The organism is Nioella sp. (assembly GCF_965215655.1).
GTDB lineage: Bacteria > Pseudomonadota > Alphaproteobacteria > Rhodobacterales > Rhodobacteraceae > Nioella.
Genome location: NZ_OZ244111.1, coordinates 2984039 through 2997697 on the forward strand (window position 1 = coordinate 2984039; position 13659 = coordinate 2997697).

Sequence of the window (13659 nt, forward strand, 5' to 3'; positions counted from 1 at the left end):
CATATTTCTGGTGCATCGGCTGGTGTGTCTGATAGGTTGCCGCCGATCGTGAACGGGCGAAGCCCGCAGGAAACATGGGGTTAGGAGAAAGAGGATGGCAGCACGCCGGATTGTTTTGTGTCTTTTTATCATACTGGGCACGGCCGTATTCGGGGCCAATGACGCCCAGGCACAGGACCGGGTTTGGGTCCAGATGGAGGCCCATCCCGATTTGGCAACCGCCGAAGGGCGCGTGCGCGCCTACGCGCGGATCCTGCCTGCGGTGAATGGATACCGGTTGCGCACCGGCTGGTATGCCATCGCGCTCGGGCCCTACACGCCCGGTGAAGGCGCGGCGGTTCTGAACCAATTGCGCGCACAGGGGGCCATTCCGCAGGACAGTTACCTGTCCGAAGTGGACATCTACCAACAACAGTTTTTCCCCATTGGTGCCAATACCTTGGCCCCCGGCACCGTAACCGAGGCCCCCACCATCGCAGAGGCCCCTCAGCCTGCTGAGCCGGTGCTGCCCGAGGAAACCGTGGCCGAGGCCCGGCAAAGCGAACGCCAGCTCGACCAGCAGGGACGCGAGGCGCTGCAGATCGCCATGCAGTGGTTCGGATACTACAATTCTGGCATCGACGGCGCTTTCGGCCCCGGCACCCGTGGCGCCATGTCCGCCTGGCAGGCGGCGCAGGGCTATGAGGAAACCGGCGTCCTGACCACGCGGCAGCGGGCCGAGCTGCTGGCCAGCTATCAGGCGGAACTTGATGCGCTTGGCATGCAGACCGTGCGCGACGAACGCGCGGGAATCGAGATCGACCTGCCCTTGGCGATGGTCGAGTTTGCGCGCTACGAGTTTCCCTTCGCGCAGTTCGATTCCGTGGGCGATTCCGGTGTTCAGGTTCTGCTGATCAGCCAGGAGGGTAGCGAAGCCACGCTTGGCGGGCTCTACGAGATCATGCAGACGCTGGAGATCGTGCCGCTGGAAGGTGAACGCAACCGCCGGTCCAACAGCTTCGTTCTGACCGGTCAGTCCGATACCCTGCGCAGCCATACCGTGGCGCGATTGGAAGATGGGCAGATCAAGGGCTTTACGCTCATCTGGACCCCGGAACGGGATGCGCAGATGGCCCGTGTGCTGGACATGATGGAAGACAGCTTCTCGACCTATGGCGGCACGCTCGACCCCGGTGCAGTCGATCCCGGCATGGAGCAGGGCGTTGACCTGATGGCCGGTCTGGAAGTGCGTCAGCCCGACCGGGCGCGCAGCGGCTTCTACCTCGACAACACCGGCACCGTGCTGACCACCGCCGAGGCCGTGGCCTCTTGCACGCGGGTTCTGGTCAATGACCGCTACGAGATGACCGTGGCCCACTCCGACCCGGCCCTTGGACTGGCCGTCCTGCGCCCGACGCAGTCGCTGGCCCCCTCGACCTATGCGGGCTTCCCGACAATTCCCGCCCGCATCCGCACGGATGTGGCGGTTGCCGGTTACCCCTATGAGGGCGCGCTTGGCGCGGCGTCGATGAATTTCGGCACGCTGGCCGATATGCAGGGGCTGAACGGCGAAGACACGATGGCGCGGCTTGAAATGTCTATCGAGCCGTCCGAAGCCGGTGCCCCGGTGCTGGACGCCACGGGTGCGGTGATTGGCATGGTCCTGCCCGAGCCTGACACCGGCCGGGCCCTGCCCGAAGGCGTCAGCTTTGCCCTGCGCGGCGACCGGATGGCGGAATTCCTCGGCACCGCCGGGGTCCGGGTCAACGCCGCCCCCGTGCAGGCCGATGCGATGACCCGCAACGCGCTGGCCCGCTACGGCAGCGATCTGGCGGTTCTGGTGACCTGCTGGAACTGATCGCAAGGCTCTTTTGAACAGAAAAGGGCGGTCCGCAGGGGCCGCCCTTTTTCTGTAGGGCGCGACCTGTTCACCCCCGCCAAAACTGGGTGGTGAACAGGACAAAAACCGCCATCAGTTCCAGCCGCCCGACAAGCATCGACACGGTCAAAATCCACTTGGCTGTGTCATTGAGGTTGGTGAAGCTGCCTGCCGGGCCGATCTCGCTCCCAAGGCCCGGCCCGATATTGGCCAGCGCCGTGGCCGCGCCCGACACAGACGTCACGAAATCCAGCCCGGTCAGTGCCAGCAGCATCGCCACCACACCGAGGCTGACGAAGAACATCACGAAGAAGGCCATGACCGAGGACAGGACCTCCTCGCTGACCTTGCGGCCCTCATAGCGCGGCTCGAATATGCCATGCGGGGCATAAAGCCTGCGCAGCTGCGTCGAGATCGACGCCATGAGCAGCTGATAGCGGAAGATCTTGATCGAACAGGCGGTTGAGCCCGCGCAGCCGCCAATCAGGCCGATGAAGAAGAAGACGACAACTGCGATGGCGCCCCATTCCTGATAATCGACGCTGGCATAGCCCGTGCCCGAGATGATCGAGGTCACGTTGAAGATCGCCTCTCGGAACCCGTGTTCCAGGTGGTCGCCATTCACCACCAGCCGGTAAACGGCGAAGAAGATCGTCAGCAGCAGGATCGTGGTCAGATAGGCCCTGACCTGCGTATCGACCCACAGCGGCCGGGCGCTGCCGGCCAGCATCTGCACGTAGCGCACGAAGGGCAGACTGGCGAGGATCATGAAAACGGCGGCGGCATATTCCATCGGCCCTTGAAACGCTCCGAAAGAGGCATCCGAGGTGGAAAACCCGCCGGTCGAGACGGTGGTCATCGAATGCACGATCGCCTCAAACGTCGGCATCCCGAGCGCCACATATGTGAGCGAGCAGATGATCGTGAGGCCCAGGTAGATCACCGAGATCTGCTGCGCGATCTCGCCTGCGCGGGGCAGAATCTTGCCCATAGTATCGAAGGCTTCCGATTTGAAGATCTGCATGCCGCCCACGCGCAGTTCCGGCAGGAACACCATGGCCACGACAATGATGCCGACACCGCCGAACCATTGCAGCATCCCGCGCCAGAAGAGCAGCCCCTCGGGCAACCGTTCCAACCGGATGAAGACGGTTGATCCCGTCGTGGTCAGGCCCGACATGGATTCAAAGAGCGCGTCGATGAACGTTGCGTCGGTCGCCCCGAATATGAAGGGAAGCGCACCGAAGATGGGCAGGGCCAGCCAGACACCCGTGGTCAGAAGAAAAGTCTGCTGGATGGATAGTCGCCTGCTGACTCCGCTGGACGCAGCCAGCGCCAGCATCGCGCCGGACAGCACCGTCAGAATGGCGCTATCCAGGAAGGCCCGCCAATGCCCGTTCTGATAATAGAGATCGACGCCCATGGGGACCAGCATGGTCACCCCCAGCACGAGGACGAGCAGTCCGATCACATATCCAATGGGCCTGAGGTCGTACATGGGCCGAAGCGTTGGCCCGGCCCGCGCGTGCTGTCAACCGGTGAAGCTTCGCACGGGCGCTTTCGCGGCGTCCCTCAGATATACAGGATATCGCGGAAGACGTAGCGCGCGATATCTTCGCGCCGCAGACCGATGCGGGCCAGTTCGGCGTCGGTCATCCCGTTCAGGCGCTGCACCTGATTGGCGCGCGACTGCGCGGCGTCATAGGCGGAAAAGACGCGCATGAGCGCGGCGAAGAAGCTGCGGATCGGGGTTTCTGTGCCGGTTGCGGCGGGGGACAGGGCGATGGTTGCCATGGGACTACCTCTTTAAATCTGCGACGGGCACTTGCCCGGTTCGACTTGATAGGTATGCCTTCCTGACCCGTTTGCCCAATGCCGATCCGGAAACCCCGGGTTGCGTCAGGCGAAGGGCTCAGCCCACGTGAAAAAGCGTGGTGAACAGTTTGGGATCGAGGCTGGTGGCGGCAAAGGTTTCGCCCTCGGTCAGCACGCTGACCGCATCATGGCTGTGCAGGCTTTCCTGGTGGCTGGCGATGATGCGGAAATCTCCCACACGGGATTCGTCATGCAGGGCCTGCGCAAAAAGGCGCGCGGCATCCTCCACGAAGATCGGGTTGGCGGCGTTCAGTTCCGCGAATGCCTGTTCATCCTCGCGTTTGACCATAACTTGTGTTTCCGTCGGCACCGCGTGCCGGGCCAAGTCTATCAGATCCTCGAACCACAGGCAGTCACCGCCAAAGGGCACTTCGACCGATATCCGCGCCACTGAGCGTTGCGAATGTGGCGTGGCCAACTGGTTGCGGAACTCGCGGGCATGTTCGCTGAGTTCCAGTGAGCAGGGACATGTGGAACTGTAGACATAGTCCAGATGCAGGATCTTCTTGCGGCTGCCGCCCTGTTCCACCAGTTCCAGCGCGATGTCGTAATACTGGTACCCGGTCAGGCCCGAGCGCAGGCTTTCGATCTTCATCGGGAAGGAAAAGCGCATCTGGATGCGGGCATCAAAACTGTCGAGATCGGTCTTGTAGGCATCAAGGGCCGCTTCCATCACCTCGAAGCTGAAGGTCCGCTCCGCGTGGTTGTAAAAGCTACGCATGATCCGGGACATGTTGATGCCCTTCTTCTCCGCCTCAAGGCTGACCGTTCCTGTGACCGAGGTTTCAAGCGTCAGATCGCCATCGTCGCGCGTGCGATAGCGGATCGGCAGGCGGAAATTGGAGATGCCCACATGCTGGATCACCCGATTCTGACCCTTTATCAGCGAGGCGGGGCCGTTCTGCAGGTCGGGCAGGCTGTCCTTGTAATCGGCGTCAACGGTGAAATCCTGCGGGTAGTCGCGGCTGAAATCCGGATAGTCCGGGGCATTGCGCAACAGGCCGGTGACGGACGGGTTCAGCGCCGCCAATTCCTCCTCCGACGCGGTGGCAGCCCATGCGCGCAGGGTGTCCAGGGCCTTGCGGGCCTCGTCGCTGTCAGGCGCGGTGGCAAGATCGTTGAGCTGCAGGTTCATGGCGCGGGCCTTCCCAGGGCGGTTGGAGACTGACAATATGGGCCAGCCGCTGCCCTATTCCAAGTTTTCCGTTGCGAGAGATAGGTGAGACAGGGTGGAGCGGACCCGCCCAAAACGTCAACATGTCGCGATCCCGCGTCAGAATGGCGGACGGCTCAACCGGGGCGCGGGAATTTTCTTGCAAGAAAATTGTCAAAGCTCTTCGAAGAGCTTTCCCCGCACGTCTCTCAGCCGGCGCGGTAGCGGTTGACGAAGTTCTTCAGCACCAGCTCCGGCACGGTGATCTCTTCGGCCAGACAGGCTTCGGTCAGGCTGTCGGCCTCATCGGGGTGGAAATAGCCCTTGTTGCGGTAGATGCGGATGCGGGTGGCAAAGCTCTGGCCATCCGCCTCGGGGTGGAACTGGGTGGCGTAGACATTCTGGCCGTAGCGGATCATCTGGACCGGGCAGGTTTCGGCCGCCGCCAGATGCACCGCGCCGGGGGGCAGGTCCTGCACGGCCTCTTTATGCCCCACGAGCGCGCGGAAGGTTTGTGGCAGCCCGTCGAACAGCGGATCGGCGGCGCCCTCTTCCGAAAGCGTGCAATCGACCCCGCCGATGGCCTCGCCGTAACGCGCCTTGCTGACCTCACCGCCAAGATGATGGGCGAGGATTCCAAGCCCGTAGCAGCAGCCCATGAAGGGTATGTCGGCCTCGGTGATCCGGGGCATCAGGCCGAGGATCTCCGCTTCGATCTTGGCCTCCTGCGGGGTCTTGTCCTCGGGCGCGTCCGACACGCAGCCGGGGCCGCCCCCCACGATCACGCCGGAATAGTCGGCCAGGACGAGCCCGCCGGGCAGGTCACGCTTGTCGAGCCGGATGCGATGGACCTCGTCCTCCGACAGCCCGCCCTTGGCGAGGAAGCTTTGAAACTCCTCGTCGGCGGCCTCGTCTTCGGGGCGCAATTGCAGGATCAGAAACGGTTTCATGCCGCCCGTTCTAGCGCAGGTTTCAGCGGTTTTGCCATGGGGTAATTGTGCAGGGTGACGCCGTGGCGCTCCACCTGCTGACGCGGCCCGTCCTGCCAACCCTGCTTGAGGAAGAAGGGCCGCGCCAATTCGCTGGCATCGGTGCTCAGCTGTGCCACCCCATGCCGTCGCGCGCAGCGTTCCAGAAGACCATAGAGCATTGCCGCCACCCCCTGCCCCTGCCATTCGGGCGCGACGAAGGCGAGGTCGAGATAGCCGGTCACGGGATCAAGCGTCATGAACCCGGCGGGAAGCTTCCCGGCCCAGGCCACCAGCGTCACGGCCCCGGTCAACCGCGCCTCCCAATCCGGGCCGCTTGGCGGCTCCGGGCTCCACGCCGCACGTTGCGCGGCATCATAGGCCCCAACTGTGCCCTCATGAACGGATCGGTGGAAGAGCTGCCCCAGCAGGTCCCCCTCCCCCGCCCGAACGCGGTGAATGGTGATCTCGGTCATTGGGCCGCTGCAAGCGCCTGTTCGAGATCCGCGATCAGATCCGACGGATCTTCCAGCCCCACAGACAGGCGCAACAGCCCGTCCGAGATGCCAAGCGCGTCGCGCTGTTCAGGCGTCAGCCGCTGATGGGTGGTGGTGGCCGGATGGGTGATGATCGACTTGGCATCGCCCAGGTTGTTGGAAATCACGATGACCTGCAATGCGTTGAGCATCTTGAAGGCTGCCGGTTTGCCGCCCTGCAGCTCTATGGAAATCATCGTCCCGCCCGCTTCCATCTGCGAAATCGCGAGGTTTTGCTGCGGGTGATCGGGCAGAAAGGGATGAATGACGCGGGCCAGACCAGGCTGACCATGCAGCGCAGTGGCGATCCTGTAGGCATTGTCGGCCTGCGCCCGCACACGCAGGTCCATCGTCTCCAGCGCCTTCAGCATCACCCAGGCGTTGAAGGGCGAAAGCGAGCCGCCAGTATGCTTCAGGTAAGGCTCCACCACCTTGCGGATGAACTGGCGGGTGCCGCAGATGACCCCCCCCAGACAGCGCCCCTGCCCGTCGATATGCTTGGTGGCGGAATAGACGATGACATCGGCCCCCAAATCGCCCGAGCGTTGCAGGACGGGCGTGGCGAAGACATTGTCAACCACGACAATCGCGCCGACCGCATGGGCCAGGTCACTGACGCCCTTGATGTCGATGACTTCCAGCGTCGGGTTCGACATGCTCTCGAAGAACACCGCCTTGGTGTCGGGACGGATCGCCGCCTTCCATTCGTTCAGGTCGGTGCCGTCGACAAAGGTGACCTCCACTCCGAACCGGGTCAGCACCTCTTCGAGGATATAGAGGCACGACCCAAACAATGCCTTGGCAGAAACCACATGGTCCCCTGCCCTCAACATCGAGGTCAGCGCGCCGTTGACGGCAGCCATGCCGCTTGCGGTGGCGAAGGCGTCCTCGGTGCCCTCCAGCGCCGCAATCCGTTCCTCGAACATGCGCACGGTGGGGTTGCCGTAGCGGGCATAGATGAATTCATCATCGCCCGATTCAATGAACCGCGCCTCGGCCTGCTCGGCATTGTCATAAACGAAACCCTGGGTCAGGAAGATCGCCTCGCTGACCTCTCCGTACTGACTGCGGCGGGTGCCGCCATGGACGGCGCGGGTGCGGGGCTTGGCGTCGGCGGGAAGCTGTTTCGGTCCCATTGTCATTCACGGTCCTTTGCTGGCCCGAGGCATGAAAAAACCCCGAACCGGGTGAACGGTCGGGGGCAAGGGCCATGACTGGCGCTGCTCGACCTCTTTAGCGGCTTGTTTAACGTGGCCCGCAATCCGGTTAACAAATCGCCACGGTGGGTACGGGATAAGCCAGCGCGTGGGACTTGGCAAGAGGGAACCCGACGCGGGGAAAGGCGTGACAAGCGCCGCCCCAAGCGATTATTGAGACGAAGAGACCCGGCAAGAGCCCGGAAAAAGCGATAGATCAAGGCGACAGAAAATGGCTGATATCCTGACCCTCGAAAACCTCGGAAACCTGGTGATGCTGTGCTTCCTGCAGGCGGTTCTGGGCTTCGACAATCTTCTTTACATCTCGATCGAGAGCCAGCGGGCCCCGAAAGAAAGCCAAAAGAAAGTGCGGTTCTGGGGAATCATCATCGCCGTGGCGCTGCGGGTCGTCTTGCTCTTTACAATGGTCCAGCTGATCGAGAGCCTGTCAGAGCCCTTCTATGTCATGAACTGGCCCGGCGTGCTGGAGGGTGGCGTCAACTTCGCAACCTGCGTCTTCGTCTTTGGCGGGGTGTTCATCATGTACACGGCGGTCAAGGAAATCGGGCACCTTCTGTCAGTTCATGACTTCGACCACGAAGGCCCCGAAAAATCAGGAAAATCCGCCGTTCAGGTGGTTGTGCTCATCGTTTTGATGAACCTGATTTTCAGCTTCGATTCGGTGCTGTCGGCCCTGGCCATCACCGATGTCTTCCCGATTTTGGCCGCAGCAATCCTGCTGTCTGGTCTGGCCATGCTGCTGCTGGCCGATGGTGTCACTGCCTTTATCGAAAAGAACCGGATGTATGAGGTTCTGGGCCTCTTCATCCTGCTGATTGTTGGTGTGGTGCTGCTTGGTGAAGCGGGCGTTGCCGCCGAACATGCCACCCACGATCCGGCCATGGCGGTGCATATCTTCGGTTACGCGCTGATCCCGATGTCGAAGACAACCTTCTATTTCGCGGTTGTGGTGCTGTTTGTCGTCGAGTTCATTCAAACCGGCTATAAACGTAAGCTCGATGCTGAACGGGCGCGCGGGGCATTGGCGGAAACCGTCCCGGTGCACGATTCCAAGCACTGACATCTTTTTTTTACGCCTCTGCGTGCTTATCGTATTGGGCGGAAAGGGGTTCCTACATGAGTTCAAACGGTCTTCAGGGTGTCGCCTTCGTGGCGCTTGTGGTCATCATCGTGATGGCGATCTTCGGCGGCTTCGGGGTGGTCTGAAATGGCACAGCGTTATGGCGGACAGTTCAGCCCCGACCCGGACTCGACCGAGGTTCAGGCCCCGGAGACCCGACCGCTTGAGGCCAGCTTTCGCGGCCGCAGCCCGGCGCGTTATGGCGCGCGGATCAACATCCTCTTTCTGCTGCCCCTTCTGGTCTTCCTGACCGCCTTCTTCCAGCCGGTGACCGAGATGATCACCGATTTCGCGGGCGCCGCTGTGCTGTTGCTGGCCGCCTGGCTGCTGCGTGACGGGGTGCGGGCGGAAGACGCCTATAACGAACGCAAGGTCGCCCGCCGCCCGGCGATCCCGCGCAAGATCTTCGCCTCGGTTCTGACCGGGGTGGGCGTCGGCCTGCTGATCTTCGGCGGGCAATGGACGGTTCTGAATGCCGGTCTGGTCGGCACGCTTGCCGGCGCGCTGCATCTCTTCTCCTTCGGGCTGGACCCGCTGAAAGACAAGGGGCTGGAAGGGGTTGATCGGTTCCAGACCGACCGCGTGGCGCGCAAGATCGAAGAGGCCGAGGCGCTTTTGGCAGGCATGTCCGACGCGATCAAACGCGCCGGGGACCGGCAGCTTGAAACCCGTGTCGAAGCCTTCCAGTCCACCGCCCGCGACATGTTCCGCACGGTCGAGGAAGACCCGCGCGATCTGACCCAGGCGCGCAAATATCTGGGCGTCTACTTGACCGGGGCCCGCGATGCGACGGTGAAGTTCGCCGATCTTTATGCCCGCGACCGCGACCCGTCGGTGCGCGCCGATTACATCACCCTTCTGGATGACCTCGAAACCAATTTCGCGGCCCGCACCAAGCGCATGCTGGTGACGGATCGCAGCGATCTCGACGTTGAAATCGACGTGCTGCGGGACCGCCTGAACCGTGATAATCTGCATATTGAGACATAAGGACCAAAAACAATGAGTGACCAGATCCGCCAACAGGCCGAAGCTGCCGCGCAGCTTGTCGATGAAATCAACGCCGTTGTTCTGCCCGAACCCTCGACAGAACTTGTGCCGCTGGCCGAAGCGCCGGCCCCGACCGCCGAAGAGATTCGCACCCGGATGGCCGAGCTCGACATGACCGACACCAATTCGATCGTCACCTTCGGGTCGAATGCGCAGGCGGAACTGCAAACGATCAGCCAGGCCATGCTGGAAGGGGTCAAGAACAAGGATGTCGGCCCGGCAGGCGATAGTTTGCGCGAAATCGTCGGCACCATTCGCGGGTTCTCCGTCGATGAACTGGATCCCAACCGCAAGCGCAGCTGGTGGGAACGGCTCTTTGGCAAGGCCAAGCCGGTCCATGATTTCCTTGCCCGTTACGAAGATGTGCAGGGCCAGATTGACCGCATCACCGACAGCCTGCTGGCGCATGAGCATACGCTGATGAAGGACATCAAGTCGCTCGACCTGCTCTATGACAAGACGCTGGCCTTCTATGACGAGCTGGCGCTTTACATCGCCGCCGGTGAAGAGAAGCTGAAGGAACTGGACGAACAGGTCATCCCGGCGAAAGAGGCCGAGGTGGCCGCCGCGCCCGAGAATGAACAGGTGATGAAAGCGCAGGAACTGCGCGACCTGCGCGCCGCGCGTGATGATCTGGAACGCCGGGTCCATGACCTCAAGCTGACCCGCCAGGTCACCATGCAATCGCTGCCCTCGATCCGGCTGGTGCAGGAAAACGACAAATCGCTGGTCACCAAGATCAACTCTACCCTCGTGAACACCGTGCCGCTGTGGGAAACCCAACTGGCGCAGGCGCTGACCATCCAGCGCTCGACCCAGGCCGCGCAGGCCGTGCGCGAGGCCAATGACCTGACCAATGAGCTGCTGACTCAGAACGCCGCCAACCTGCGCGAATCGAACAAGATGGTCCGCGAAGAGATGGAGCGTGGCGTCTTCGACATCGAAGCGGTCAAGCAGGCCAATGCCGATCTTATCGCGACCATCGAAGAAAGCCTCGCCATCGCCGATGAAGGCAAGCGCCGCCGTGCGGCTGCCGAGGAAGAAATGGAAAAGATGGAACGCGACCTGCGCGATACGTTGGCCTCGGCCACGGCGCGGGGCGACGGTACAGGCGACAATGTCGGCACCGCCGTGCCGCGGACCTGATCCAAGACCCGGAGGCGCGAGGCCGCATGCGCAAGGCCCTGTTTCCAGCCCTGATGGTGGCCGCCCTGGCGGTCCTGTCAGGCTGCGAGGAGACGACCCAAACGCCCGCTTCGCGCCCCTCTGCTCCCGTTGTCGCACCGCCGTCTGTAGAACCTTCGGAAGAAAGCCTTGCCTATGCGCGCTACTATGCCGGCGTTCAACAGCGGCTGCTGACCCAGGGCCTGCTGCGCACCGATGGCGGCGGGCCGGATACACCCATAGTCGCCCGCAATCTGGTCGCCAATTTCGAACGCATCGCGCTTTACAACGAATACGCCATTTCCGGCGGCCGCTTCGTGGCGCAGCAGACTCCCGCAGAACTGCGCCGTTGGGAAAGACCCATTCGGCTGCAAGCGCATTTCGGCGGCTCGGTGCCCGAGGACACGCGCGACGAGGATCGGGCGGAACTCGCCCGCTATGCCGACCGTCTGGCACGCATCACCGGCCATTCGATCCGCGCGGTGGGATCGGGCGGCAATTTCCATGTGCTCTATCTCAATCGGGATGAACAGCGCGCAGCGGCCCCCCTGTTGCGCCGGATCATGCCCAATATCAGCGACGCCACGATCCGGGAAATCACCTCTCTGCCCCGCCATGAATTCTGCGCGGTCTATTCTATCTCGAACGCAGATGCGCCCAATGTCTATGTCTCCGCCATTGCCCTCATCCGAACGGAACACCCCGACCTGCAACGCCGGTCCTGTGTGCATGAGGAAGTGGCCCAGGGTCTCGGCCTGCCCAATGACAGCCCCACCGCGCGCCCCTCGATCTTCAACGACGACGAGGAGTTCGCGCTGCTCACCACCCATGACGAGATGCTGCTCAGCATGCTCTACAACCCCCGTCTCAGCCCCGGCATGACCCCCGACGAGGCCCGCCCGATCCTGCAAGAGCTTGCAGACGGGCTGGTTGGTGGGCCAAGCTGACCCCCAAGGTCTGATTTTCAACAGGAGGACCAGATGTCCATTTTCGATTTCCTCTCCGGCCAGTTCATTGACGTCATTCACTGGACGGACGACACCCGCGACACGATGGTCTGGCGTTTCGAACGCCACGGCCACGAAATCAAGTACGGCGCCAAGCTGACCGTGCGCGAAGGCCAGACGGCGGTCTTCATCCATGAAGGCCAGTTGGCCGACGTGTTCACCCCGGGCCTCTACATGCTCGAAACGAACAACATGCCGATCATGACGACGCTGCAGCACTGGTCGCATGGCTTCCAGTCGCCGTTCAAATCGGAAATCTACTTCGTCAGCACCAACCGGTTCACCGACCTCAAATGGGGCACCAAGAACCCGATCATGCTGCGCGACGCCGATTTTGGGCCGACCCGCATCCGGGCCTATGGCACCTACACCGTCAAGGTGAACGACGCCGGCAAGTTCATGACCGAAATCGTGGGCACCGACGGCGAATTCACCACCGACGAGGTCACTTCGCAGATCCGCAACATCATCGTGCAAGAGTTTTCGCGCGTGATCGGGTCCTCCGGCATCCCGGTGCTGGATATGGCGGGCAATACCGGCGATCTCGGCCGGATCATGGCCGAAGCGATTTCCGGCACCATCGCGCAATACGGGCTGGAACTGCCCGAGCTCTATATCGAGAACATCAGCCTGCCGCCCGCGGTGGAAGAGGCGCTCGACAAGCGCACCTCGATGGGGGTCATTGGCGATCTCAACAAATACACCCAGTTCCAGACCGCCGAGGCCCTGCAGGCCGCCGCGACCTCTCCCGGCAGCGGGGCATCCGAGGGCATGGGGCTAGGCATGGGCATGGCGATGGCCCAGCAGATGGCCAATGCGATGAACCAGGGCGGCCAGCAGCAACAGGCCCCCGCGCAGGGTGGCGGTGCCGCCGTGCCCCCGCCGCCGCCGGTCGAACATGTCTGGCACCTTGCCGAGAACGGCCAGACCACCGGCCCCTTCTCCAAGGCCGATCTGGGCCGCATGGCCAGCGCCGGACAGCTCAAGCGGGAAACCTATGTCTGGACCGCCGGTCAGGACGGCTGGAAGAAAGCCGAAGACGTGGCCGAGCTGGCGCAGCTCTTCACCGTCATGCCGCCCCCCCCGCCGCCAGGCGTCTGATCCCCGACAGCGACGGAAATCCGGTCCGGCCCCGTGAAAAGGGCCGGACTGTTTGTTTTAGGAACCCCCCATGTCACACGCCCCCGCTTATTCCCGCCTGCAAATCGCGCTGCATTGGCTGATCGCCCTGCTGATCCTCGCGACCTGGTTCACACATGAGGCCATGGAAGACGCGTTCGAGACCCGTCTTGAAAGCGGCATCCTGACGCCCAATCCCCACGCCATTCTGGGCCTTGCGGTCTTCGTGCTGGTCCTGATCCGGGTGATCGTGCGCCACCGTCAGGGCGCGCCGGGCCCGGTGCCGGGCAGTTCCGCCATGGCCGAGACCGCCGCACTTTGGGGTCACCGCTTGCTGTACCTGCTGATGATCCTCACGCCCCTTGGCGGCGCCATCACCTGGTTCGGCGGCATCGAGGCCCTGGGCGAAGGACACGAACTGCTTGGCAATGCGCTGATGATCGTGGCGCTCGGCCATGCGGTGGTGGCGATCCTGCACCAGCTGGTGCTGAAGGATGGCACAATGACCCGGATGCTGCGCCCGCGCAGCTAGGATCGCGCGGCTTATTCCCTTGAATTACGCCCTGCCGCGGTCGAAGATGCGGCAGGACAT

13 protein-coding genes and 1 riboswitch are annotated in these 13659 nt (G+C 62.7%); of the genes, 7 read left to right on the forward strand and 6 right to left on the reverse strand.

Going from position 1 to position 13659, the window contains the following annotated elements:
* The first annotated feature begins 94 nt into the window (after positions 1-94).
* A complete protein-coding gene (locus tag ACOOEX_RS14805) occupies positions 95-1837 on the forward strand; it encodes a serine protease (RefSeq protein ID WP_420395546.1) in 1743 nt (580 codons plus the stop codon).
* 70 nt (positions 1838-1907) lie between these two features.
* Here the strand turns inward: ACOOEX_RS14805 and ACOOEX_RS14810 are convergent, their stop codons facing one another.
* The 6 genes from ACOOEX_RS14810 to metZ form a co-directional block, all read right to left on the reverse strand.
* On the reverse strand, positions 1908-3356 hold the full coding sequence (locus tag ACOOEX_RS14810; protein WP_420395547.1) for a TrkH family potassium uptake protein: 1449 nt from the start codon (positions 3354-3356) through the stop codon (positions 1908-1910).
* Positions 3357-3430: 74 nt separating this feature from the next.
* The gene (locus ACOOEX_RS14815) at positions 3431-3652 is read right to left on the reverse strand and encodes a hypothetical protein (protein ID WP_420395548.1); all 222 of its coding nucleotides are present in this window, start codon (positions 3650-3652) and stop codon (positions 3431-3433) included.
* A 118-nt stretch (positions 3653-3770) separates the two neighbouring features.
* Positions 3771-4868 (reverse strand): GTP cyclohydrolase FolE2, encoded by a 1098-nt coding sequence (gene folE2 / locus ACOOEX_RS14820; RefSeq protein ID WP_420395549.1) that lies wholly within the window; start codon positions 4866-4868, stop codon positions 3771-3773.
* Positions 4869-5095: 227 nt separating this feature from the next.
* On the reverse strand, positions 5096-5836 hold the full coding sequence (locus tag ACOOEX_RS14825) for a glutamine amidotransferase (protein WP_420395550.1): 741 nt from the start codon (positions 5834-5836) through the stop codon (positions 5096-5098).
* On the reverse strand, positions 5833-6330 hold the full coding sequence (locus tag ACOOEX_RS14830; RefSeq protein ID WP_420395551.1) for a GNAT family N-acetyltransferase: 498 nt from the start codon (positions 6328-6330) through the stop codon (positions 5833-5835). The genes ACOOEX_RS14825 and ACOOEX_RS14830 overlap by 4 nt, the downstream gene beginning before the upstream one ends.
* Entirely contained in the window at positions 6327-7532 is a 1206-nt protein-coding gene (metZ, locus tag ACOOEX_RS14835) for an O-succinylhomoserine sulfhydrylase (RefSeq protein WP_420395552.1), read from the reverse strand. Before metZ ends, ACOOEX_RS14830 begins: the two co-directional genes overlap by 4 nt.
* Before the next feature lie 70 nt (positions 7533-7602).
* A riboswitch (SAM riboswitch) is annotated at positions 7603-7681 on the reverse strand.
* 137 nt (positions 7682-7818) lie between these two features.
* Here metZ and ACOOEX_RS14840 point away from each other — a divergent pair.
* The 6 genes from ACOOEX_RS14840 (at position 7819) to ACOOEX_RS14865 (ending at position 13599) form a co-directional block, all read left to right on the forward strand.
* Complete coding sequence (locus tag ACOOEX_RS14840; protein ID WP_420395553.1) at positions 7819-8667, forward strand: TerC family protein; 849 nt, start codon at positions 7819-7821, stop codon at positions 8665-8667.
* 147 nt (positions 8668-8814) lie between these two features.
* Positions 8815-9717 (forward strand): 5-bromo-4-chloroindolyl phosphate hydrolysis family protein, encoded by a 903-nt coding sequence (locus ACOOEX_RS14845; RefSeq protein ID WP_420395554.1) that lies wholly within the window; start codon positions 8815-8817, stop codon positions 9715-9717.
* A 12-nt stretch (positions 9718-9729) separates the two neighbouring features.
* Complete coding sequence (locus ACOOEX_RS14850) at positions 9730-10923, forward strand: toxic anion resistance protein (RefSeq protein WP_420395555.1); 1194 nt, start codon at positions 9730-9732, stop codon at positions 10921-10923.
* Positions 10924-10949: 26 nt separating this feature from the next.
* The gene (locus ACOOEX_RS14855; RefSeq protein WP_420395556.1) at positions 10950-11888 is read left to right on the forward strand and encodes a DUF2927 domain-containing protein; all 939 of its coding nucleotides are present in this window, start codon (positions 10950-10952) and stop codon (positions 11886-11888) included.
* Between the two features lie 33 nt (positions 11889-11921).
* Positions 11922-13049, forward strand: a complete 1128-nt coding sequence (locus tag ACOOEX_RS14860; RefSeq protein WP_420395557.1) for an SPFH domain-containing protein — start codon at positions 11922-11924, stop codon at positions 13047-13049.
* Positions 13050-13119: 70 nt separating this feature from the next.
* Positions 13120-13599, forward strand: a complete 480-nt coding sequence (locus ACOOEX_RS14865; RefSeq protein ID WP_420395558.1) for a cytochrome b — start codon at positions 13120-13122, stop codon at positions 13597-13599.
* Positions 13600-13659 lie beyond the last annotated feature (60 nt).

Bases quoted from the DNA above. Each gene is read 5' to 3' on its own strand.
- ACOOEX_RS14805 (WP_420395546.1), top strand. From the start codon at position 95: ATGGCAGCACGCCGGATTGTTTTGTGTCTTTTTATCATACTGGGCACG.
- ACOOEX_RS14810 (WP_420395547.1), bottom strand. From the start codon at position 3,356: ATGTACGACCTCAGGCCCATTGGATATGTGATCGGACTGCTCGTCCTC.
- ACOOEX_RS14815 (WP_420395548.1), bottom strand. From the start codon at position 3,652: ATGGCAACCATCGCCCTGTCCCCCGCCGCAACCGGCACAGAAACCCCG.
- folE2 (WP_420395549.1), bottom strand. From the start codon at position 4,868: ATGAACCTGCAGCTCAACGATCTTGCCACCGCGCCTGACAGCGACGAG.
- ACOOEX_RS14825 (WP_420395550.1), bottom strand. From the start codon at position 5,836: ATGAAACCGTTTCTGATCCTGCAATTGCGCCCCGAAGACGAGGCCGCC.
- ACOOEX_RS14830 (WP_420395551.1), bottom strand. From the start codon at position 6,330: ATGACCGAGATCACCATTCACCGCGTTCGGGCGGGGGAGGGGGACCTG.
- metZ (WP_420395552.1), bottom strand. From the start codon at position 7,532: ATGACAATGGGACCGAAACAGCTTCCCGCCGACGCCAAGCCCCGCACC.
- ACOOEX_RS14840 (WP_420395553.1), top strand. From the start codon at position 7,819: ATGGCTGATATCCTGACCCTCGAAAACCTCGGAAACCTGGTGATGCTG.
- ACOOEX_RS14845 (WP_420395554.1), top strand. From the start codon at position 8,815: ATGGCACAGCGTTATGGCGGACAGTTCAGCCCCGACCCGGACTCGACC.
- ACOOEX_RS14850 (WP_420395555.1), top strand. From the start codon at position 9,730: ATGAGTGACCAGATCCGCCAACAGGCCGAAGCTGCCGCGCAGCTTGTC.
- ACOOEX_RS14855 (WP_420395556.1), top strand. From the start codon at position 10,950: ATGCGCAAGGCCCTGTTTCCAGCCCTGATGGTGGCCGCCCTGGCGGTC.
- ACOOEX_RS14860 (WP_420395557.1), top strand. From the start codon at position 11,922: ATGTCCATTTTCGATTTCCTCTCCGGCCAGTTCATTGACGTCATTCAC.
- ACOOEX_RS14865 (WP_420395558.1), top strand. From the start codon at position 13,120: ATGTCACACGCCCCCGCTTATTCCCGCCTGCAAATCGCGCTGCATTGG.